Source organism: Methyloversatilis sp. (assembly GCF_030696805.1).
In the GTDB taxonomy this organism is placed as follows: domain Bacteria; phylum Pseudomonadota; class Gammaproteobacteria; order Burkholderiales; family Rhodocyclaceae; genus Methyloversatilis.
Genome location: NZ_JAUYRO010000037.1, coordinates 21,863 through 42,315, shown reverse-complemented (window position 1 = coordinate 42,315; position 20,453 = coordinate 21,863). Strand labels below are relative to the sequence as shown.

Genomic DNA, 20,453 nt, shown 5'->3' with positions numbered 1-20,453 from the left:
GCGGCGGCGACGCCGCTCCCACAATGGGGGCGCTCCCGCACGGATGCGGCACGGTGCGGGGAGGCCGATTCAGCTTGCGTGCTGTGCTATACTTGCGTGTTTTTCTTATTGCGCTGCACCATTCCTATGTCCCGCTCCATACGCAACATCGCCATCATCGCGCACGTCGATCATGGCAAAACCACGCTGGTCGACCAGCTGCTGCGCCAGTCCGGCACCGTCGCATCGCCCCAGCAGGTTTCGGAGCGGGTGATGGATTCAAACGATCTCGAAAAGGAACGTGGCATCACGATCCTTTCGAAGAATTGCGCGATCGAGTTCGAAGGCACCCACATCAATATCGTTGACACCCCGGGCCACGCCGACTTCGGCGGCGAGGTCGAGCGCGTGTTGTCGATGGTCGATGGCGTGCTGCTGCTGGTCGATGCGGTCGAAGGTCCGATGCCGCAGACCCGTTTCGTCACGCGCAAGGCGCTGGCGCTCGGCCTCAAGCCCATTGTCGTGGTGAACAAGATCGACCGTCCGGGCGCACGTCCGGACTGGGTGGTCAATCACACCTTCGACCTGTTCGACAAGCTGGGCGCCACGGAGGAACAGCTCGACTTTCCGGTGGTGTACGCCTCGGCGCTGAATGGCTTCGCGATGCTCGATTCGAGCACCCCGGGCACCAATATGCGTCCGCTGTTCCAGGCCATCCTCGACAACGTGCCGCAGCCGGAAGTCAATGAAGACGGCCCGCTGCAGCTGCAGGTGTGTTCGCTCGATTACTCGACCTACATCGGCCAGCTCGGCATCGGTCGCATCACGCGCGGCCGCATCAAGCCGAACCAGGAAGTCGCCGTGTATTACGGTGATGAACTGCGCGGCAAGGCCAAGGTCGGCCAGGTGCTGACCTTCAAGGGTCTGGAGCGCACGCAGGCCGAATCGGCCAGCGCCGGCGACATCGTGCTGGTGTCCGGCATCGATCAGGTAAATATCGGCGTCACCATCTGCGATCCGGAATCGCCGGCGCCGATGAAGCCGATCGCGGTTGACGAGCCGACTTTGACGATGAATTTCATGGTGAATGCCTCGCCGCAGGCCGGCCGTGAAGGCAAGTACGTCACCAGCCGCCAGATTCGCGAGCGGCTGGAAAAGGAACTGCTGAAGAATGTCGCGCTGCGTGTTGAATACACCGACGATTCGGACGTATTCATGGTGTCGGGTCGGGGTGAGTTGCACCTGACCATCCTGCTCGAAACGATGCGCCGCGAAGGCTACGAACTGGCCGTGGGTCGCCCGCGCGTGGTGTTCAAGGAAATCGACGGCGTCAGGAGCGAGCCGTATGAATTGTTGACCGTCGACGTCGAGGAAACCCATCAGGGCGGCGTGATGGAAGAACTGGGTCGTCGCCGTGGCGAGTTGCAGGACATGCAGTCGGACGGCAAGGGCCGGGTGCGCATCGAATATCGCATTCCGGCGCGTGGCCTGATCGGCTTCCAGGGCGAGTTCCTGAATCTGACGCGCGGCACCGGACTGGCCAGTCACGTGTTCGACGATTACGGTCCGGTCGCCGGCGCCATGTCCGAGCGGCGCAACGGCGTGCTGATTTCGCAGAACGACGGCGAAGCCGTGGCCTACGCGCTGTGGAACCTGCAGGACCGCGGCCGCATGTTTGTCAGCCCCGGCGACGTGTTGTATGAAGGCATGATCATCGGCATCCACTCCCGCGACAACGATCTGGTGGTGAACCCGATCAAGGGCAAGCAGCTGACCAACGTGCGTGCGTCCGGCACCGACGAAGCCGTCCGCCTGGTGCCGCCGATCTCGCTGACGCTGGAATCGGCGATCGAATTCATCGCTGACGACGAACTGGTCGAAATCACACCGAAGACGATCCGCCTGCGCAAGCGTCACCTGAAGGAACACGAGCGCAAGCGCGCCTCGCGCGACGAAGCCTGATTTTCCGGATGGGCAATGAAAAAAGGAGCGCTCTGGCGCTCCTTTTTTTGTCCGTCGGGGGCGCACGGCGAGCGCAGTCACTGCGGATCGCTGCACACCGGTTTCTGTTCGGCGCACAGTCGCGCATAGGCCGCCTGCAGTACCCGGGCATCATTGCTGGCACGGTGCCGGGTGGTATGCAGTTCTTCGCTGACTTCCTTCTTCACCTCGTGCCAGCGCGCCGCCTGCGCTTCGCTCAGCAGTTCGCGCAGGCTGCGCAGGTGAAAGCGCGGCACGCGATCGACCTCGTCGTAAAGACGGGACAGCCAGGCGTAGTCGTTGCCCCAGGCGTCGCTGTAAACGTCCTGGCCACGCAGCGCCTCGTCGAGACGGCACACGACATCTTCGATCGGCAGGCCGTGCTGCATGAGCACTTCGCGCGTGATGTGGTGCACCGCTTCGGCGCTCTGGTCCCAGTGCCGCCAGCCTTCCGGCGGGCGAACCAGGCAGCAAATCGTGCGGCCATCGGGCAGGATGCAGCCGACCTCGATCGGATAGCTGCCGGCGCCGAAGCCCGAGGCTTCGACGTCAAGAAACACCGGCAGCGCTTCGGCCATCGCCTACTCCCTGAGTGCGTAGATGGCCGGGAGGTTGCGCCAGGCACCGCGCACGTCCATGCCGTATCCGAAAACGTAGCGGTCCGGCAATTCGAGTCCGGTGAAGTCGGCCTTGATCGGCTTGGAACGCCCGATCATCTTGTCGGAAAACACGGCAGTCAGACAGCGCTGCGCCCCCGCGTCGAGCAGGTGGCGGCGAATCGCCGCCAGCGTGATGCCCTCGTCGAGAATGTCGTCCAGTACCAGCACGGTACGCCCGGCGACCGGGATGCGCGGTTCGCTGATCCAGCGCAGCGCACCGCCCTGCGTGTCGTCGCCATAGCGCGTGACGTGCAGGTAATCGAAATCGAGCGGGAAGGCGAGTTGCGGCAGCAGATTGCCGGTGAACACCACCGCGCCGCCCATGACCGACAGCAACAGCGGATAGCTGTCGCCCAGCGCGGCGGTGATTTCACCCGCCAGCCGCGCGACCGCAGCGTCGACCTCCGCCGCATCGCAGATCAGTTCGGCGCCGTCGAGCAGCGCCTGCGCATCGGCGAGACGGCTCACGCAGCGTCGGCAGCAGCGGCATGCTGCGCATCCAGCCAGGCCGAGAACGCAGCGCCGACTTCCGGATGCTTGCGCGCCAGCTCGACTGTGGCCTGCAGATAGCCCAGCTTGGAGCCGCAGTCGTAGCGCGTCCCCTTGAACGGGTAAGCCAGCACGGCTTCCTCGCCCAGCAGTGCGGCGATCGCGTCGGTCAGCTGCAGTTCGCCGCCGGCACCCGGCGTCAGCGCGCGCAGGTGATCGAAAATGCTCGGTGTCAGGATGTAGCGGCCAACCACCGCAAGCGTCGACGGCGCCACTTCGGGCTGCGGCTTTTCGACGATGCCGGTCACGCCATACAGCCCGCCGACATCGGCATCCGTGCTGACGATGCCATAGCTCGCGGTCTGGCTGCGCGGCACGTGCTGCACGCCGAGAATGGAGCGACCGAAGCGGTCGAAAATGTCGGTCATCTGCTTCAGGATCGGCGGCTCGCCATCGATCAGGTCATCGGCGAGCAGCACGGCGAACGGCTCGTCGTTCACCACCGGCGCCGCGCACAGCACCGCATGGCCCAGACCGAGCGGTTCCGACTGGCGGATATAGATGCAATTGACGTGCTTGGGCACCGTGTTGCACAGCGCCAGCAGTGCGGTCTTCTGCTTCATTTCGAGCTCGTGTTCCAGCTCGTAGGCCTTGTCGAAGTGGTCGGCGATCGAACGCTTGGTGCGGCCGGTGATGAAGATGAGGTCGGTGCACCCTGCGGCCACGGCCTCTTCCACCGCGTACTGGATCAGCGGCTTGTCGACCACCGGTAGCATTTCCTTCGGGTTGGCCTTGGTGGCGGGCAGGAAACGGCTGCCGAGGCCAGCCACCGGAAACACGGCTTTACGCACTGATTTCATCTACTTATGACTCCCTGTTGCCGAGCAGCGACAGCAGCCCGGATTCATCGAGGATGGTAATCCCCAGTTCTTGCGCTTTTATGAGTTTGGAGCCGGCATCCGTGCCAGCCACCACAAAATCCGTCTTTTTCGATACCGAACCCGCCACTTTCGCGCCCGCCGCTTCGAGCAGATCCTTTGCTTCGTCGCGCGACAGCGTAGGCAGCGCGCCGGTCAGCACCACGGTCTTGCCGACCAGCGGGCCGCTGGCCACCTGCATTTCGCCCTCTTCCCACACAATGCCGCAGGCACGCAGCTGTTCGACCACTTCGCGGTTGTGCGACTGCGCGAAAAAGCGGTGGATGCTCGCCGCCACCACCGGCCCGACGTCCGGCACCTGCGCCAGTTCGGCTTCGCTGGCGTCCATGATGCGGTCCATGCTGCCCAGGTGACGTGCCAGATCCTTGGCCGTCGCCTCGCCGACATGCCGGATGCCGAGCGCGAACAGGAAACGGCCGAGCGTCGTCGTCTTCGACTTCTCCAGCGCGGCGACCAGATTTTCGGCCGACTTGTCCGCCATGCGTTCAAGTTCTGACAGCTTGAGCACACCCAACTTGTAAATGTCCGGCAACATCAAAATGAGCTTGCCATCCACAAGCTGATCAACCAACTTTTCCCCAAGGCCTTCGATATCCATCGCCCGACGACCGGCGAAGTGCAGCAGCGCCTGCTTGCGCTGCGCCGGGCAATACAGCCCGCCGGAGCAGCGGTGATCGACCTCGCCCTTCTCGCGCACCACAGCTGAATCGCAGACAGGACAACGTTTAGGTCGAAAGTATGGCCGCGCGCCGACCTCCCGTCTGTCCGTCAACACCGACACGACCTCCGGTATGACGTCACCAGCGCGACGAACAATCACGGTGTCACCTTTGCGCACCTTCTTACGCCGCAGCTCGAAAAAGTTATGCAGCGTGGCATTGGTGACCGTCACGCCGCCGACGAACACCGGCGCCAGCCGCGCCACCGGAGTCAGCTTGCCGGTGCGGCCGACCTGCACTTCGATGTCCTGAACCGTGGTCAGCGCTTCCTGCGCCGGGTACTTGTGCGCCACCGCCCAGCGCGGCTCGCGCGTCACGAACCCGAGCTTCTGCTGCAGCGCCAGGCTGTTCACCTTGTACACCACACCGTCGATGTCGAACGGCAGGCCCGCGCGCGCCTCGGCGATGCGCGCATGAAAGGCGGCCAGCGCGTCGGCGCCGCTGCAGACCGCGCGGTGGTCGCACACCGGCATGCCGAAGGCAGCGAGCGCGTCGAGCACGCCGGCGTGGGTGGCCGGCACATTCCAGCCCTGCACTTCACCGAGGCCATAGGCGAAGAACGACAGCGGGCGCCGCGCCGCGATGGCCGGATCGAGCTGACGGATGCTGCCTGCCGCGGCATTGCGCGGGTTGACCAGCGTTCTTTCCCCGGCCGCGTCGGCACGCAGGTTGAAGGCATCGAAACGGTCACGTCGCATGTACACCTCGCCGCGCACCTCGAGCACCTCAGGTATCTCCGGCACCGACGGCGCATCGAACAGCGACGGCCGCCCGCTCAGCTCGCCGGCGGGCGGCTGGGGTACCAGGGTCAGCGGCACCTCGTGAATGGTCCGTACGTTCTGCGTCACATCCTCACCGGTTTCGCCGTCACCGCGCGTGGCGGCCAGCGCCAGCACGCCGCGCTCGTAGCGAAGATTGATCGCAAGCCCGTCGAACTTCAGTTCGGCTGCGTACTCAACCGGCGGCTGCGTGTCGTCCAGCTTCAGTTCGCGCCGCACGCGCGCGTCGAAATTCAGCGCGCCGGTCGATTCGGTGTCGGTTTCGGTACGGATGGACAGCATCGGCACGACATGGCGCACCGGTGCGAAGGCAGGCAGCGGCTTGCCGCCGACCCGCTGTGTCGGCGAGTCAGGCGTGCGCAGCGCCGGGTGCTCGGCTTCGAGCGCCTGCAGTTCCCGGAACAGCCGGTCGTACTCGGCGTCGGGGATCTCCGGCGCATCCAGCTCGTAATACAGGCGGTCGTGCCGGGCGATCTGCGCGCGCAGCGCCGCTGCGCGCTCGGTGACCGATTCTGCAGACGGCATCAGCTGAACAGCCGGTTCGCCGATTCGCTGCCCGGCTTGATGCCGAACTGGGTCATGCGGCCCTGGAATTCGGCCACTTTGCCGCGGATCAGCGCAAGCGAAGCCGGCGACAGCGGCTGCCGGTTGTCGTCCACCACCCTGGCACCCAGCGTGTGCGCGAACTGTTCGGCCACCATGACCATGCGGTCGAACTGACGCGCGCCATCGGCGACCGTCGGCACATCGAGCAGCAACGTGACGCCCTGGGTCTGCAGCGCCTTCATCGTGTCGGCAGAAAACTGTTCGGCATCGAGGCTGCACAGCGTGTAGAGCGTGCTGCCGACATCATCGCGCGCATGAAACTGGCCGCCGCTCAGCGTGAAGCCCTGCGCTTCGGCCAGACCACGCAGCTTGGTGCCGGATATGAGCGACTCGCCGGCGACCAGATTGAGGCCGATCTGCACGTCGACCGACGCGGCGAAACTGTCCAGCTCGCGCGCCCGGCCGAGCAGTTCGCGCACATCCGGAAAATGCACCACGGCGAGAAAGCGGTCGGCCACGCCCTGCAGCGCGTGGGCCAGCGCCGACACCGATGCTTCCGATAGCGCGCCGCGCCGGTCGGCCAGTTGCACCGCCAGTTCGACCTTCGACAGCGCACCCGCGGTCTGCGCGGTCAGCGGCAACCAGCGGCCGGCATGCTCGTCGCGCCCGCGCATGCGCATGGTCACGGCAAGGGTCTGCGTGAGGTCATTCCACGTGCGCTGGAACTCGGTCGCAGCCACTGGCGCCTCGAATTCGATCGAAATCAGCTCTTCCACCTGCCGGTCGGCCCAGCCGTCGGCCATCGGCTCCGGGGCATCGGTCGGAACATCCGTTGCCCACTGCGCCACGGTGCGGTCGGCTTCGGCCGGCGAGGCAACGACCGGCGCCAGCGGTTCCGTGATGTCGGTCACCGGCTCGTCCCCGAGTATCGGGTCCTGCGTTTCGCGACGCACCGGCTGCGTGGCCGACGGGTCGTGCGCCGGCGCGGCATCTTCGCTCAGATCGAAATCGAGCGTGGGTTCGAGGCGCCGCGGTGGCGCGTCCGGCGGGTCGATCAGCACGTCGGCGTGCGCTTCGCCGAGCGCGCGTTCGGCGGTCTGGCGGTGGCGCTTTTCCTGCCACATGTTGTAGCCGACCACTGCGCCGATGCCCGCCACGCCCAGTGCGATCAATCCGATCTGCAGTTCAGTCAGTTGCATTGATGACCTTCCTCTTTATGTTTTTTCAGACGCTGACCGCTTCGTCGCGCAGTTTCAGCGCCTGTTCCATGTCGACCTCGACCACGCGCGAACATCCGCGCTCCTGCATCGTGACGCCCACCAATTGTTGCGCCATTTCCATCGTGATCTTGTTGTGACTGATGAACACGAACTGCGTGGCCGCCGACATGCGCTTGACCATTTCACAGAAGCGTTCGGTGTTGGTGTCGTCCAGCGGCGCATCGACTTCGTCCAGCATGCAGAACGGCGCCGGATTGAGCTGGAACAGCGCGAACACCAGCGCCGTCGCGGTCAGCGCCTTTTCACCGCCTGACAGCAACTGGATCGACGCATTGCGCTTGCCCGGCGGTTGCGCGAACACCTGCAGCCCGGCGTCCAGTATCTCGTCGCCGGTCATCACCAGCCGCGCCTCGCCGCCGCCGAACAGCTCCGGGAAGATGCGGCCGAATTCGATATTCACGCGATCATACGTGTCCTTGAGCAGGGCACGGGTTTCGCGGTCCATGCTGCGGATGGCGTCTTCCAGCGTGCCGATGGCCTCGCGCAAGTCGGCCGACTGCATGTCCAGATAGCCCTTTCGCTCCGCCGCCTGGGTCAGTTCTTCCAGTGCCGCCAGATTCACCGCGCCGAGCGCCGCGATGTCACGGTTCAGGCGGGCGATTTCACTATTCAGACTGCCTTCGCGAACGTTTTCCTGCTCGCCTTCGGCGACCAGCGCATCGAGCCGGCCTTCCGGCAGCGTGATTTCGGCCAGCCGCTGAACGAATTGTTCGGCATTCAGCGCCGCCGCCTGCTGCTTCAGTCGGCACTCGGCCAGACGCTCGCGCGCTGGCGCCAGCCGCTGCTCGCTCTGCGCGCGCTGCGCATCGAGGTCGCGCAGTTGCGCCGCGAGCCCTTCCTGCGTGTCGCGACAGGTGGCCAGCACCTGCTCGCGTGTGCGGCGGGCGTCCAGCGTCTGCTGCAGTGTGGCGTCGATGCTGCGCTCGTCGATCTGCGCAAATTCGTCGCGCCGCAGCGCGCATTCGAGTTCGGCGTTCTCGAGCTGGGTGCGCGCGACCGACAGGTTGTTCGCCAGATCGGTCAGCCGGCTGGCGCATTCGCGCTGAGAAAAGCCGGCTTCCTGCACCTCGCGCGCCGCCGCCTGATCGGCAAAGCGCGCCTCGCGCAGCGTGCCGTCGGCGCTCTTGTGCGCCTCCAGCGCGGCGTCGAGCCGGTTGCGCTGCACATCGATCAGTTCGCGTGCGCGCTCGATCTCGATTTCGGCGCGCGCCATGTGCGCCTGTTCGGTCTGTTCCGCCTGATCCACTTCGGCGCGGTCGCGCTCAAGTCCAGCCCGCTGTTCGTCAAAGCGCGACACCGCCTGGCCGAGCTTGATCTGGTCGACCTGCGCGGTATGCGCCGCCTGCGTCAGCGCTTGTTGTTCGCGCCGCGCCGCCGCCTGTTCTTCGTGTGCCGCAGCCAGCGCCGCCTCGGCTTCGCGCAGCGCCTCGCGCGCCTCGGCCAGCGCGGCGTCGGCCATATCGATGTCGCGGCCCAGTTGTTCGATGTCGCGCGCGCGCTCCAGCACGCCATGCGTGCGCGCGTCCGGCGCATACAGCGTGAGCGACGCACCCTGGGCGACGCGGCCCTGGCGGTCGACCTGTGCTGCACCGCCCTGTGCCGCACCCCCCTCTGCCGAACTGACCTGCGCCGGCAGCGCCAGCACCTCGACCGCCGCCACCGGCCCGAGCCACAGATCGAGCAGCGCGTCCCAGCGCGGGTCGAGGGTGCGCACGCGGTGGCGCAGGCTGTCGGTCGCCAGCGGCGTGCGCGGGTCGGCGCCCGGCAGCGCGAGGGTCAGCGTCTGCGGTGCGGCGCCGGCCGCACCGGCCGCGGCCAGCGTGTCGGGCGAGACGGCGTCGAGCGCGCCCAGGCGCTCGCGCAACACGGCTTCGACCGCCAGCTCCCAGCCGGCCTCGACCTTGATGGCCTGCCAAAGCGGTTGTGCGTGCTGCAGGCCGAGCGCCGCCAGCCAGGGCGCGAGCTTGCCGTCGCTCTGCGTCTTGCGCTGCAACTCGACCAGCGCGTCGCGCCGGGCACGGGTTTCGGTCAGCGTTCGGGTGGTGGCGCGCTCGCCGTCCTGCGCGTTGCGCACCGCGCCCTGCAGCTGCGGCACGGCGATCTGCGCCGCCTGCATGCGTTGCTGCGCGGCATCGACCGCCGCCTGCAATTCCTCAAGCCGCGCCTGCGCCAGCGACAGCGCTGCGCGGTCTGGCTCGATCAACTGCGCCGCGTCATGCGCGATGCGCTCGCGCCGGCCGGCCAGCGAATGCAGCATGCGGCCGGCGTTGGCACGATGGGTTTCTTCCACCTTGAGCTGCTGTTCGACCGCCGCCAGATCGCGCCGCGCCTCGGTCGCCCGCTGCTCCGCCTCCTGGAACGCGGCTTCGGCTTCCGGCAGCAGCGCGCGTGTCGTGTCGTGCCGCGCCTCGGCCTGTTCGATGCGATGGGCGGCGTGCTCGGCCAGCGTGGTCCAGCGCGCGGTGTCGCTTTCGATGCTTTCGATGCGCGCGCGCCAGGTCGCCACCTCGCCATCGAGCTGGGCGATGCGCGCCGCGAGCTTCTGGCGGTTTTCCGCCGCGCGCCGCAGATCGTCTTCCAGCCGGCTGGCTTCGGCGTTGGCGGTCAGCAGTTCGGCCTGCGCCGCATGCACCGCTTCGGAACTGGCGAAATGTTCGGTGCGGATGCGCTCCAGCGCCGCCTCATGGTGGCGCAGCGCCGCGGTTTCGCGTTCGATGTCGTTTTCGATGCGGCCGCCCTCGCCGGCCAGCGTGTCGGCCTCGGCCGCCGCGGCGCGCTGCTTCATCGCCCACAGCAGCGCCTGTCGCTCGACCAGCCGGGTATTCAGTTCGGTGTGGCGGGCGGCGACTTCGGCCTGCTTCTGCAAGCGCTCGATGCGGCTGCCCAATTCGCCGACGATGTCGTCCAGCCGCACCAGATTGTCGCGCGCGTCGTCGAGCCGGCCCTGCGTTTCGCGGCGCCGCTCGCGGTACTTGGTGATGCCGGCCGCCTCTTCGAGAAAGGCGCGCAGCTCTTCCGGCCGCGCCTCGATGATGCGGGTGATCATGCCCTGCTCGATGATGGCGTAGGCGCGCGGGCCCAGGCCGGTACCGAGGAACACGTCGATCACGTCGCGCCGGCGCACCCGCGTGTTGTTGATGAAGTAGTCCGACTGGCCGTCGCGCTCCAGCACCCGCTTGACCGCGATTTCGGCGTACTGCGACCACTGCCCGGCCGCCCTGCCCTGGTCATTGTCGAACACCAGTTCGACCGACGCCCGGCCGACCGGCTTGCGCGTGCCCGAGCCATTGAAGATCACGTCGGTCATCGAATCGCCGCGCAGCGCCGACGCCCGCGACTCGCCGAGCACCCAGCGCACCGCGTCGATGATGTTGGACTTGCCGCAGCCATTCGGCCCCACCACGCCGACCAGCTGGCCGGGCATCAGGATGGTGGTCGGATCGACGAAAGTCTTGAAGCCGGCGAGTTTGAGTTTGGACAGTCGCACGGGACGGCGGCGGGGGGCGGATGTAAGTCTAAAAACCGGCTGAATGATATCACTCGGGGCTTCATGACCCGGCCGGCCTGCAGCGCGATGCGCTGTATCGAGCGTGAAAGTGCGCGCTGACAGGCGGTCACTGCGGGACTTTGACCTCAGGTGCCGAACCGCTGCAACGGCGGGCCCCGTGGCGACGTCAGTCAGCGAGGCGCGGGCTTACGAACCCGAGATGGGCAGAAGAAGCCGCGTGGCCCTTGTTTGCTGCATGCAAAAGTATAAACTGCATGCATTCAATCCAGCGGTGCGATGAACATGGCCATGCTTACCGTACGCAACCTTCCCGACGCCGTGCACCGGGCACTGCGCATGCGCGCTGTCACCCACGGCCGCAGCATGGAGGCCGAGATACGGCACATTCTGGAAGCTGCCGTGGCCCCGGAGGGCCGCGTGAAGCTGGGGTCGCTGCTGGCGGACATCGGTCGTGAAGCCGGTCTGACCGATGACGAGTTGGGCATCCTCGATCAGGTGCGCGACCCCACGCCGTCCCGTCCGGTCAGCTTCGAATGATCCTGCTCGACACCAACGTGGTGTCGGAGCCGCTGCGTCGCACGCCCGATCTCGGGGTGATCGCGTGGATCGACGCCCAGGCGCTGGAAACACTTTTCCTGTCCGCCATCACCGTGGCCGAACTGCGCACCGGCGTTGCGCTGCTGCCGACAGGCAAACGGCGCTCTGTGTTGCAGGACAATCTTGAACAGCGCGTTCTGCCACTGTTCGCCGGCCGCATCCTGCCCTTCGACCTGGGCAGCACAGGCGCCTATGCGGAACGGATCGCGCTGGCGCGGGCTGCCGGATATGCCATCGCCACGGCAGACGCCTGCATCGCCGCAATCGCGGTCGCGAACGGCCTTTCGGTCGCCACCCGCGATACCCGACCCTTCGAAGCCGCCGGCGTCGCGGTCATCAACCCGTGGCAATCGTGATCTGCGGTCTGCCGGCACTGCTTCGCCTGCGCATCTGAGTTCGCTGCTCGCAGAAGCCCCGAGAGCGCTTGACCACTCAAGGCAGCACTTGAAGCCTCGTACGCAAATACATACGCTCTTGGTCTCATCGGGAATCAACCATGACCACACTCACTGCCAGCGAAGCACGGGCAAACCTGTATCGCCTGATCGACCAGACCGCCGCGTCACACCAGCCCATCCACATCGCCGGCAAACGCACGAGCGCAGTCCTGATCTCGGCGGAGGACTGGCAGTCCATCCAGGAAACGCTGTACCTCTTGTCCGTCCCCGGCATGCGCGAGTCCATCAAGGAAGGCATGGCTGAACCGCTTGGCGAGAGCGCCAGGGAGCTCAGCTGGTGAGCTGGCAGGTTGTCTTCTCCAGGCACGCCGAGAAAGACGCGAAGAAGCTGGCCGCAGCCGGCCTGAAGTCGAAAGCCCAGGAACTGCTCGCTGTTCTTGCCAACGATCCATTCCAGAATCCGCCGCCCGATGAAAAACTCGTAGGCGATCTTGCGGGCGCGTATTCGCGACGCATCAATATCCAGCACCGCTTGGTCTACGAAGTCTTTGTCGAGGAGCGCGCTGTCGGCCGCCGATGTAATCGCGCGCAACCGGGGCTGAAGACGTGGCCGGGGTCCGTATCCAGGAGGCCGCGTCCTGGTGGCTCGATGATATCTACCGCTACACGCGCGATCGCTGGGGCACGGAACTGGCGGATCACTACATCACCGGAATGTTCGAGGCTTTCGATGGCATCGAAACCCATCGGACATCGTCCAGGCCCATCCCCGCTGAGTTCGGCATCGAAGGCTGCTTCTTCCGCTACGAACGGCATGTCGTCTACTGGTGCCGACTGTTTATCGGCGACATCGGCATCGTGACCACCCTGCACGAACGGATGCACCATATCGACCGTTTCCGGGACCACTTCGGTTCATGACCGAACAGGCCGAAAAAATAGGCGACCGACCACGGTTTCCGCCGACCTCCGAAGCAGGAAACGCGATCTGTCCCGATTGACGCTGTATTGACGCTCACGACGATGCCAAACAACGACCCACCAGACGCCGAGCAGGACGAAGACATTTCGGATGATCCCCGCCTGAGCGCCATCGACCGGGATCTGGCGTCGGTCAGCAAGCGGAATGACAACCAGCTTCTGGTCATCCTGCTGGTGTTGGTTCCGCTGGCCTTCCTTTACGAGCGGTCCGGATTCAAGGGCGTTTGGCTTGACGCGGCTTTTCTGGGGCTGCTTTTCGGGGTCATCGGCTACATGATTTTCCGGGTGGCGCGCCAGAAGCAAAGGGTTGCCGCAAGGTTCGGCCTGGTATGCCGGGTATGCGGGGAAAAACCCAAGGCACACATGGTTCTTTCTGCCGCCATGACGCAGCATTGCGCACGATGCGGCGCGAAGTTGAGTGGCTGACTTGGCAGACGATACGGACTTGTTTGCAGCGCGCTCAACACGCTTCCCGCCAGCCCTTGACCCGGAGCGTCGGACATGACGAAGCAACGATCATTGCTTGAACATGCTGCGGGAAATCTGAAAGCCACCGTCCAGCGCGAGTGGCACGCCGAGCGTGGGGAGCCAGGGCGCAGCAGCGAGCGAACATGTGATGCACGCGGGTACAAGGCCGTTATGAACCACCGCCGGACAAGCATCCCCCGCCTTTCTCCCGAAGCGCCGGGTATCGGCAATGACCTGGGCAAGGCTCGGTTTGCGGGTGGGTAACCAGAATCTGAGCCCAAACGTGCCGCGTCCCGACCAGGGCCGGTTCATGGCGTCTGCGCGCTTCAGCCGTTTCGTAAAGGGCGTCAGGTATCTGTTCAAGATCAGCCTGGGCGGTGTTGAAAAACCCGTGAAGCACAACTGGCCGAGCGGGTCATGCGCAAGCGCGTGCTGGCGCCATTATGCGGTGGGTGCCCTCGCTCCGTGCGTCACGCCCTTCAAGATTCAGCGGCGTACGCTCATGTCTCGCCCGACCTCGGTTACCATCCAGCGATGACTGTAGCCGTTGGCACTGTGAAAGACGGAAAGGTGATCCTGGAGGGCGTGGCACTCCCGGATGGCACCGTCGTGACTGTTCTTGCCGATGACGATCGACCGGCCGTGAAGTTGCCAGGACCTCTCGAGGCCGAACTTCTCGCGGCGATTGACGAAGCGGATGCGGAGGACGGTGGCGCAGGACCGGAGTTTCTTGAGCAGCTCAAACGCTTCGGGTAACTGTGGCGCTCCGCTACATCATCAAGCCACGCGCGCAGCGCGAGGTCACACGCGCGGCTGAATGGTGGGCTGAAAACAGGCCGGCCGCGCCAGGAGCGATACGGGTTGACCTCACCCAAGCGCTGGCTTTCCTCGTCCTGCACCCAGGCCTCGGCGAGAAGGTTGAAACAGGCAGGCCGGTGCAGGTTCGTCGCTACCTGATGAGCAGGACCCAACGCTGGGTCTACTACCGTATAAGGGTTGGTGTTCTCGAGGTCTTGTCCGTTTGGGCTGCAGAGCGTGAATCCGGGCCACATCTCTGAACTCAACAGTGCAGCGCGGTGCACGCCGTGCTTGCAAGCTGTTCGCCTTATGCACATCTCGCGGGTCAACAAAGCAACCGGATGGGTTGGCTCAATCCATACCAGCCCCTTGCCGACGCAGCACTGCAGGCTCGCCCAGACGCCTTTTGCCGGTGCTCCGTCCCACGAATCATCTGGACGAAATCGCCTCCCGGTCGCTACCTGACGCATCACGCGCGACCTGCGCCGGCTCCAGATGCCCGGAAAACAGACTGGCCGCGATGATCATCGCGCCGCCGACCCATTCCTTCAAGCCCATCGCTTCGCCCGCCAGCCACCACGACGACAGGGCGGCGGCGACCAGTTCGAACAGGAACAGCGCGATGGCGGCATTGGCGGCTACGAAGGTGATGCCGTACTGCACGACCAGATTCACCACCACCAGCACGCCGCCGAGGATGATGAGCACGGCCCAGGTTTCCGGGCCGATGGCGGCGATTTCGCTCAGCGGCGACTCGCCGCGCAGCCAGGCGGCGAACGGGGCGACGGCGATGACGCCGAAAACACGGCAGGCATCTGGCGCATTTGCGCCATGACAGTGCTGGACTGAGTCGGCGGGAGTGGCTGGGAGGTAGCTCAAAAGCGCGTTGCGTCGCGCGAAAAATATCGAGGCGCATCTCGTACCGCGCCTTCCCCGTCGGGAAGTACGGGAATTTCACCCGTCACGAATATTTAACAACCTCTCTTTGCGGCCTCCAACCACGTGCCGGAGCGCGCCAGAAGCTCATCACTACAAAGTCAAGCGAGTAGTCATCATCCTTCCGGATGAATGCCGCCGACTGCGATCCCGTTTAAATAAGCAGCGGTGTCATACGCATATCCAGGCAAACAGGGTCGCCTCCCGGATTCTGCGCAATGACAACGGCAGCTGTGTACGCAGCGCGTCAAAAAAAAAAATGGAATAACGTGATGAATCAACCACACGCTGCGAGTCATCCGGCCTCACCCACCACCAGCTCGCAACCAGGCTTCAGTGGCCTGAAATGCCTTGCATTGGTCGCCCGATTTCTCGGATGCGCTGCCGATGCCGAGCAGATTCATCATCAGCGCGGCCTCAGCGGCACACCGGTCACGGCCGATGATCTGGTCCGTGCAGCACGCGGTCTGGCCTTGAAGTCGAAAACGGCCCGCCTCGAAACAACACCGGAGGGGATCAGGCGCCTTGGCAAAGGCTCGCTTCCCTGCATCCTCGAAACGCACCACGACGACGGCGCTGCCGCCGAGTTTCTGGTACTGGCGCGGGTCGAGGGCGAGAAGGCGCTGATTCACGACCCGCAGGCGGAACGGCCGGTACTGCTCTCGCTGGATGAACTGGCGGCCCGTCTTTCCGGCCGAGCGGTCCTGATCACCTCCCGCGCCCAACTGGCTGGCGCCCTCGCCCGCTTCGATTTCACCTGGTTCGTTCCCGCCGTCGTGAAATACCGGCGCCTGCTGGCGGAGGCGCTCGTCGCGTCGTTCGCATTGCAGATCTTTGCGCTGGTCACCCCGTTGTTCTTCCAGGTGGTCATGGACAAGGTGCTGGTGCATCAAGGCCTGGCCACGCTGCAGGTGATCGGTGTCGGCCTGCTGGCAACCGTGCTGTTCGAATCCGTGCTGTCGGCGCTGCGCACCTATGTGTTTGCCCACACCACGAGCCGAATCGACGTTGAACTGGGCGCCCGCCTGTTTCGTCATCTTCTCGGCCTGCCGCTGGCCTATTTCGAGGCGCGCCGTATCGGCGATTCGGTCGCGCGGGTGCGCGAACTGGAGAACATCCGCAATTTCCTGACCGGTCCGGCCCTGACCTCGGTAATGGACCTGCTGTTCACCTTCGTCTTTCTCGCCGTCATGCTCTGGTACAGCGTGCCTCTGACAGTGCTGGTACTCGTTTCGCTGCCGCTGTACGCGCTGCTGATGGGTTCGACGATGCCCGCGTTCCGCCGTCGGCTGGACGAGAAATTCGCCCGCGGCGCCGAAAACCAGGCCTTTCTGGTCGAGGCCGTTTCCGGCATCCAGACCTTGAAAGCCGGCGCGACCGAACCGCAGGCAATTCGCCGCTGGGACGAACAGCTCGCCGCCTACGTCGCCTCCAGCTTCCGCGTCACGAAGCTGGCCGCCTTCGCCGGTGAAGGCATACAGCTCATCCAGAAGCTGGTCACCGTCGGCATTCTGTGGCTGGGTGCCTACCAGGTCATGGACGGCGCAATGACGGTCGGCAGCCTCATCGCCTTCAACATGCTGGCGGGTCGCGTCGCCCAACCCGTACTGCGTCTCGCCCAGTTGTGGCAGGAACTTCAGCAGGCAGGCATTGCGGTCGCGCGGTTGGGCGACATCCTGAACACGCCGACCGAAACGCGGGCCGCGAGTCGCACCCAGTTGCCGGCGCTGCGCGGCGACATCGAATTCGATCAGGTGCGTTTCCGCTACCGGCCCGACGGTTCGGAAGTGTTGCGCGGCATCAGCTTTCATCTGCGCGCGGGTGAGGTGCTCGGCATCGTCGGCCGCAGCGGCTCCGGCAAGAGCACCGTGGCCAAGCTGGTGCAGCGCCTGTATGTGCCCGAGCGCGGGCGGGTGAAGGTCGATGGCGTCGATCTGGCTTTGGCCGACCCCGCCTGGCTGCGTCGGCAGATCGGCGTCGTGCTGCAGGAAAACCGCCTGTTCGCCCGCAGCGTGCGCGACAACATCGCGCTGGCCGACCCCGGCGCATCGATGGACGCCGTCGTCCAGGCCGCCAAGCTGGCCGGCGCACACGAATTCATCCTCGAACTGCCGGAAGGTTACGACACCCTGGTCGGCGAACAAGGCTCGACGCTGTCGGGCGGGCAGCGCCAGCGCATCGCCATCGCGCGCGCCCTGATGACCAATCCGCGCGTGCTCATCTTCGACGAAGCGACCTCGGCGCTCGACTACGAATCCGAACGCATCGTGCACGACAACATGCGCTTCATCTGCAAGGGGCGCACCGTCATCATCATCGCGCACCGGCTGTCGGCGGTACGCGATGCCCACCGCATCATGGTCATGGAAGCCGGCGAAATCGTCGAACAAGGCAGCCATGCCGAACTGCTCGCCGCACCGGGCGGGCGCTATGCGCATCTGCATGCGCTGCAGGCGGGATGATGAGACCCCCACGCTCACTTCGTTCGCTGCCCCCCGAGGGGGCTGCGCTTGCCCTTGGGGCGGCCCGGCGGGCAGCGCGGAACCTCTGACATGTCGACAATACTGATTCGCCACCTTCCCGCACTGTTCGCCCGTTACTGGCAGGTCTTCCGTGCCGCCTGGACACAACGCAAGGATCTGCAGTCGCCCTCGCGCGGCACGCTGGAACGCCAGTTCCTGCCCGCCGCACTCGAACTGATCGAAACCCCTGCGCCGGCTGCCCCCCGCGCCATCATGTGGGCGCTCGTGGCCGCGCTGGTGGTCGGCTTGCTGTGGTCCTGGCTGGGGCGGGTGGACATGGTGGCCGTGGCCTCCGGCAAGGTCATATCCGCCGACAAGACCAAGCTGGTGCAGCCGGCCGAAACCGCCGTGGTCCGGCGCATCCATGTCAGCGATGGCCAACATGTCGAAGCAGGACAACTGCTGGTCGAACTCGAAGCGGCCGCTACGGCCCCCGAAGCCGAAACAGAGCGTGCGCAGCAGGCCCTCAACGCAGCCCGGCTTGAGGCCGCCCGCTACGCGGCACTGACCAGTGCCGGCCAGGCCAGACAAGCCGAGGTAAGACTGCCCGCCCTGACCGGCATCCACCCCGACGACCTGCGAGCCGAACAACGCGCCGCACAAAGCCAGTACCTGGAACATCGGGCTCGCCTCACCAGTTTCGACGCCGAAATCAGCCGCCGCAGCGCCGAGCTGGCCGCCTCGCGCGAACTGGTGCAGAAGCTCACGGAAACGCTGCCCATCGCACGATCCCGCGCCGAAGACTACAAAAGCCTCGTTGAGCGCAACTTCGTGTCGCGCCACGGCTATCTGGAGCGCGAACAAGTGCGTATCGAACAGGAGCGCGACCTTGGCTACCAGGAAGCGCACGCCCTCGAACTGATGGCAGGCATCGAAGAAGCCCGCAGCCGGCGCGCCGCACTCATCGCCGAATTCGAACGCAATGCCATCGCCGCACAACTCGAAGCACAGAAGCGCGCCAACCAGCTCGAACAGGAACTGATCAAGGCCCGCACGCGCGAAGTGCAGCAGAAACTCATCGCCCCCGTCGCCGGCACCGTCCAGCAACTCGCCATCCACACCGAAGGCGGCGTGGTAACCGAAGCGCAGCCACTGATGGCCATCGTGCCGGATGAACAGCAGGCCGAAGTCGAAGCCGTGCTGGAGAACCGCGACGTCGGTTTCGTGCAGCCCGGTCAGCGCGCGGTGATCAAGGTCGAAACCTTCCCCTTCACGCGCTACGGAACGATAGAGGGCGAAGTCGCCTTCGTTTCGCAGGATGCCGTGGCGGATGAGAAGAAGGGGCTGGTGTTCCAGGCACGGGTCCGGCTCAAGCACGCCGAACTGAAAGTGGATGAACGCATCGTGCCGCTGTCGCCGGGCATGGCGGTGACCGCCGAAATCCATACCGGCAACCGCAGGGTGATTGAGTACTTCCTGGATCCGATCCGGAAAACGGTCCACGAAAGCCTGGCGGAGCGCTGAACATGAGATTGCTCGTCATCCACCAGAACTTTCCCGGCCAGTTTCGACATCTATTGCCGCACTGGGCCAAAGAACCGGGCTGGCAGGTAATGGGCATCGGCCGAGACACTGCACCCGGCTCGCCCGCCGTGCCCTGGCGGCGCTATCGCCTGCACCGCGCGCCGCATGCCCACCAGCACCCCTACCTGCGCAACATGGAATCGGCGGTGCTGCACGGCCAGGCCGTTGCCCGCGTGCTGCTCGACCTCAAGCGCAAAGGCTACGAACCCGACGTCGTCCTCGCCCACCCCGGCTGGGGCGAAACGCTGTACGTGAAGGATGTCTTTCCCGACACCCGGCTCATCCACTACTGCGAGTGGTACTACGGCACACCGGGCAGCGACGCCGGCTTCGACCCGGAATTCCCGGCGAGCTTTGACGACCGCACCCGCATGCGCACGTGGAATGCGCTGCACACGCTCAACCTCACCCACTGCGACATCGGCATCACCCCGACGCACTGGCAGAAGAGCCGCCACCCCGAAATTTTCCAGCCGAAGATCGAAGTCATCCACGAAGGCATCAATACCGAAGGGCTGCACCCCGACCCGCACGCCGCCGTCACCACGCCGGGCGGCCTGACCTTGCGCGCCGGCGACCCGGTCATCACCTACGTCGCCCGCAACCTGGAGCCCTACCGCGGCTTTCACATCTTCATGCGAGCACTCGAACGCATCCAGAAGCAGCACAAGACCTGCCACGCCCTCATCGTCGGCGGTGACGAAGTGAGCTACGGCCGCCGCCCGGGCGACGCGCCGAACTGGCGCGAAAAGATGCTGCGCGAAGTCAGTCTCGACCCGGCACGCACCCACTTCGTCGGCAAGCTGCCCTACGACCAGTACATCAAGGTGCTGCAGGTCTCCGCCGCGCACGTCTATCTGACCTATCCCTTCGTGCTGTCGTGGTCATTGCTCGAAGCGATCACGACAGGGTGCCCGGTGGTGGCATCGAATACCGCGCCGGTCAAAGAGTTTCTATCTGAAGGGCCGCGCAGCAGGCTGGTGGATTTCTTCGATGTCGAACAATTGAAGACGGCGGCCGTCGAGATGCTGGGGGAAAGCAAGAAGAACGTAGGTGTTCGCCCCGTGGAACGTCAAAGTGAAAAACCGATTGACAACGTACACAGCGCACTGCGTGCATATCGAAAACTTATTGACACCCAGCGATACACGCAGGAAAAGAACAGCATTTATCAGCCACTGAATTCAGTATTTAATTCCGATGCGACTCGGCCCCGCGCACAAGATGCCATTCAAAAAGTGTGTCGACCAATCCGAGGAGATCGCACACCGGATCTGTATTCTGGGCAAGAAAAGGAGAAAAGGATTGTTGAAGAATAGAAACAACATGCAGCCAATCTACTGGGGCTCAGA

17 protein-coding genes and 1 pseudogene are annotated in these 20,453 nt (G+C 65.0%); 11 read left to right on the top strand and 7 right to left on the bottom strand.

The features are described 5' to 3' along the window. Window positions 1–126: 126 nt before the first annotated feature. A complete protein-coding gene (gene typA / locus Q8R75_RS05430) occupies window positions 127–1,941 on the top strand; it encodes a translational GTPase TypA (RefSeq protein WP_305663534.1) in 1,815 nt (604 codons plus the stop codon). Between the two features lie 77 nt (window positions 1,942–2,018). Here the strand turns inward: typA and Q8R75_RS05425 are convergent, their stop codons facing one another. Genes Q8R75_RS05425 through smc form a run of 6 tightly spaced genes read right to left on the bottom strand, consistent with a single transcriptional unit; the run spans window position 2,019 to window position 10,856 of the window. Continuing rightward, the gene (locus tag Q8R75_RS05425; RefSeq protein ID WP_305615064.1) at window positions 2,019–2,537 is read right to left on the bottom strand and encodes a hypothetical protein; all 519 of its coding nucleotides are present in this window, start codon (window positions 2,535–2,537) and stop codon (window positions 2,019–2,021) included. A gap of 3 nt (window positions 2,538–2,540) precedes the next feature. Beyond that, a complete protein-coding gene (locus Q8R75_RS05420) occupies window positions 2,541–3,086 on the bottom strand; it encodes a hypoxanthine-guanine phosphoribosyltransferase (protein ID WP_305615066.1) in 546 nt (181 codons plus the stop codon). Beyond that, window positions 3,083–3,967, bottom strand: coding sequence for a UTP--glucose-1-phosphate uridylyltransferase GalU (gene galU / locus Q8R75_RS05415; protein ID WP_305615068.1), 885 nt, complete (start codon window positions 3,965–3,967; stop codon window positions 3,083–3,085). Before galU ends, Q8R75_RS05420 begins: the two co-directional genes overlap by 4 nt. A gap of 4 nt (window positions 3,968–3,971) precedes the next feature. Beyond that, a complete protein-coding gene (gene ligA, locus Q8R75_RS05410; protein WP_305626336.1) occupies window positions 3,972–6,068 on the bottom strand; it encodes an NAD-dependent DNA ligase LigA in 2,097 nt (698 codons plus the stop codon). After that, on the bottom strand, window positions 6,068–7,288 hold the full coding sequence (locus Q8R75_RS05405; RefSeq protein ID WP_305612218.1) for a cell division protein ZipA C-terminal FtsZ-binding domain-containing protein: 1,221 nt from the start codon (window positions 7,286–7,288) through the stop codon (window positions 6,068–6,070). Before Q8R75_RS05405 ends, ligA begins: the two co-directional genes overlap by 1 nt. A gap of 25 nt (window positions 7,289–7,313) precedes the next feature. Continuing rightward, window positions 7,314–10,856 (bottom strand): chromosome segregation protein SMC, encoded by a 3,543-nt coding sequence (gene smc, locus Q8R75_RS05400; RefSeq protein WP_305626334.1) that lies wholly within the window; start codon window positions 10,854–10,856, stop codon window positions 7,314–7,316. Between the two features lie 303 nt (window positions 10,857–11,159). On the opposite strand from smc, the gene Q8R75_RS05395 reads away from it, so the two are divergent. The 7 genes and pseudogenes from Q8R75_RS05395 to Q8R75_RS05365 all read left to right on the top strand — a co-directional run bounded on the left by Q8R75_RS05395 (window position 11,160) and on the right by Q8R75_RS05365 (window position 14,077). Next, entirely contained in the window at window positions 11,160–11,414 is a 255-nt protein-coding gene (locus tag Q8R75_RS05395; protein WP_305613350.1) for an Arc family DNA-binding protein, read from the top strand. Continuing rightward, window positions 11,411–11,830 carry a type II toxin-antitoxin system VapC family toxin gene (locus Q8R75_RS05390; RefSeq protein ID WP_305613351.1) on the top strand — a complete coding sequence of 140 codons (420 nt, stop codon included), beginning with the start codon at window positions 11,411–11,413 and terminating at the stop codon, window positions 11,828–11,830. The genes Q8R75_RS05395 and Q8R75_RS05390 overlap by 4 nt, the downstream gene beginning before the upstream one ends. A 140-nt stretch (window positions 11,831–11,970) precedes the next feature. Continuing rightward, window positions 11,971–12,213, top strand: coding sequence for a type II toxin-antitoxin system Phd/YefM family antitoxin (locus Q8R75_RS05385; RefSeq protein WP_305613352.1), 243 nt, complete (start codon window positions 11,971–11,973; stop codon window positions 12,211–12,213). Further along, a pseudogene (locus tag Q8R75_RS05380) lies at window positions 12,210–12,410 on the top strand (Txe/YoeB family addiction module toxin); the annotation flags it as partial. The gene Q8R75_RS05385 and the pseudogene Q8R75_RS05380, both read left to right, overlap by 4 nt. A 68-nt stretch (window positions 12,411–12,478) precedes the next feature. After that, window positions 12,479–12,793, top strand: coding sequence for a type II toxin-antitoxin system RelE/ParE family toxin (locus Q8R75_RS05375; protein ID WP_305613353.1), 315 nt, complete (start codon window positions 12,479–12,481; stop codon window positions 12,791–12,793). 102 nt (window positions 12,794–12,895) lie between these two features. Then, window positions 12,896–13,279, top strand: coding sequence for a hypothetical protein (locus Q8R75_RS05370; protein ID WP_305613354.1), 384 nt, complete (start codon window positions 12,896–12,898; stop codon window positions 13,277–13,279). A gap of 576 nt (window positions 13,280–13,855) precedes the next feature. Further along, entirely contained in the window at window positions 13,856–14,077 is a 222-nt protein-coding gene (locus Q8R75_RS05365; RefSeq protein WP_305613355.1) for a hypothetical protein, read from the top strand. Window positions 14,078–14,548: 471 nt separating this feature from the next. On the opposite strand, the gene Q8R75_RS05360 is transcribed toward Q8R75_RS05365, so the two are convergent. Further along, on the bottom strand, window positions 14,549–14,998 hold the full coding sequence (locus Q8R75_RS05360) for an EamA family transporter (protein WP_305613356.1): 450 nt from the start codon (window positions 14,996–14,998) through the stop codon (window positions 14,549–14,551). Window positions 14,999–15,327: 329 nt separating this feature from the next. Between Q8R75_RS05360 and Q8R75_RS05355 the strand changes: the two genes are divergently transcribed. From Q8R75_RS05355 to Q8R75_RS05345, 3 genes are all read left to right on the top strand, one after another. Further along, window positions 15,328–17,517, top strand: a complete 2,190-nt coding sequence (locus tag Q8R75_RS05355) for a type I secretion system permease/ATPase (RefSeq protein WP_305613357.1) — start codon at window positions 15,328–15,330, stop codon at window positions 17,515–17,517. Between the two features lie 90 nt (window positions 17,518–17,607). After that, a complete protein-coding gene (locus Q8R75_RS05350; RefSeq protein ID WP_305613358.1) occupies window positions 17,608–19,041 on the top strand; it encodes an HlyD family type I secretion periplasmic adaptor subunit in 1,434 nt (477 codons plus the stop codon). 2 nt (window positions 19,042–19,043) lie between these two features. Beyond that, complete coding sequence (locus tag Q8R75_RS05345) at window positions 19,044–20,420, top strand: glycosyltransferase family 4 protein (RefSeq protein WP_305626329.1); 1,377 nt, start codon at window positions 19,044–19,046, stop codon at window positions 20,418–20,420. Window positions 20,421–20,453: the final 33 nt, after the last annotated feature.